At 61.5% G+C, this 1,293-nt stretch carries 1 protein-coding gene; it reads left to right on the top strand.

Going from position 1 to position 1,293, the window contains the following annotated elements:
• The first annotated feature begins 191 nt into the window (after positions 1–191).
• A complete protein-coding gene (locus GY937_10435) occupies positions 192–1,148 on the top strand; it encodes a glycosyltransferase family 2 protein (GenBank protein MCP5057127.1) in 957 nt (318 codons plus the stop codon).
• Positions 1,149–1,293 lie beyond the last annotated feature (145 nt).

Genomic DNA, 1,293 nt, shown 5'->3' with positions numbered 1-1,293 from the left:
CGCGGGCCCGAATTCGGCTTCTACTTAGCCTCATGATTGTGGCTCCTCGGGGGCTCGATGAGGTCTGGTAACTCCATCAAGCACACCGACGGGGCCACTTTCAATTTGAATCGACGAAAGCCCTCAAGAATCTCGGATCAGCGCTAGGCTCCAGCTCGGCTAGATCATCACGAATGCCAGCGGAACCCCCAATGAAGCTCCTCTGCATCTGCGTCAATTTCCGCAGCTCCGACCTTACACTGCGCTTGTTGGCCGCCCTTGAGCAGGCACTCGACGGGCTCAACGCTGGAGTCACCGTCGTGGAGAACGGCTCGGGTGATGATTCGGAGGTCAGGCTTCGGAATGGGATCCAAGCGCTCTCTGGTCGCATCCCCGTGAAACTGCTGTGCAGCTCGGAGAACCTGGGTTTCGGAGGCGGGAACAACCTTGCCATCCGTGCAGCCATGGCCAGACCTGAGCCGCCGGATGTCTTCCACCTGATCAACCCCGACGCCGTACCGGAACCAAGAGCCCTTCGGGAGATGCTGGATTTCCTCGAGGCACACCCCCGAGCGGGGATAGCCGGTAGCGGAGTGGTCGATGACAGTGGGGATCCCCACAGCTCGGCGTTCCACTTTCCCAGTCCGCTTGGCGAGCTTGAAGGCAGGCTACGGCTTGGTCTGGTCTCGCGATTGCTGAAGAACTGGCGTGTCCCCATGACCACCGGCGGCCCTGCTCGCAGCGTTGACTGGGTCTCTGGCTCTAGTTGCACCCTACGGACAGCGATGCTCGACGAAATCGGGCTCTTCGACGAGTCGTTCTTCCTCTACTTCGAGGAAACGGATCTATGCCGACGGGCCAAGGCAGCTGGCTTCGAGGTCTGGACCGTGCCCTCGAGCGTCGTACACCACACCGGCGCGGTGATGACGGGACTCTATGACCTCACTCGGCGGCGCCCGGCGTTCTGGTTCGAATCCCGCCGCCTTTACCTGCAGAAGCACCACGGATGGGCCGGCCTGTGGATCGCCAACGTGGCATGGCTACTCGGCAGCCTGGGCTTTGAGCTGCGCCGCTTGCTTACAGGGCGACCTCGCCTCGATCCTCCCTGCCTGGTGAGAGACTTCCTACGCCATAGTCTCGGGTTGGCCGGTGCAGGCACCCGTACCTGATGGGTGGTGTTGGCGATCACGAGAAACCGTAGAAATCTGATCATCTAGCCGTGGTCGCGCGCGAGTGCTGGTTTCTCGTCAGAACGGCGAATCGGTGTCGGTCGGATCGGTGTCGAGTTCGCGATCGAGAGCCGCGAGGTAGTGT

The organism is bacterium, assembly GCA_024228115.1.
Lineage (GTDB): Bacteria > Myxococcota_A > UBA9160 > UBA9160 > UBA6930.
This window is presented reverse-complemented; position numbering and strand designations above follow the sequence as displayed.

What these genes read in the sequence shown, in the direction of transcription:
- GY937_10435 (MCP5057127.1), top strand. Translation starts at nt 192, where the DNA reads ATGAAGCTCCTCTGCATCTGCGTCAATTTCCGCAGCTCCGACCTTACA.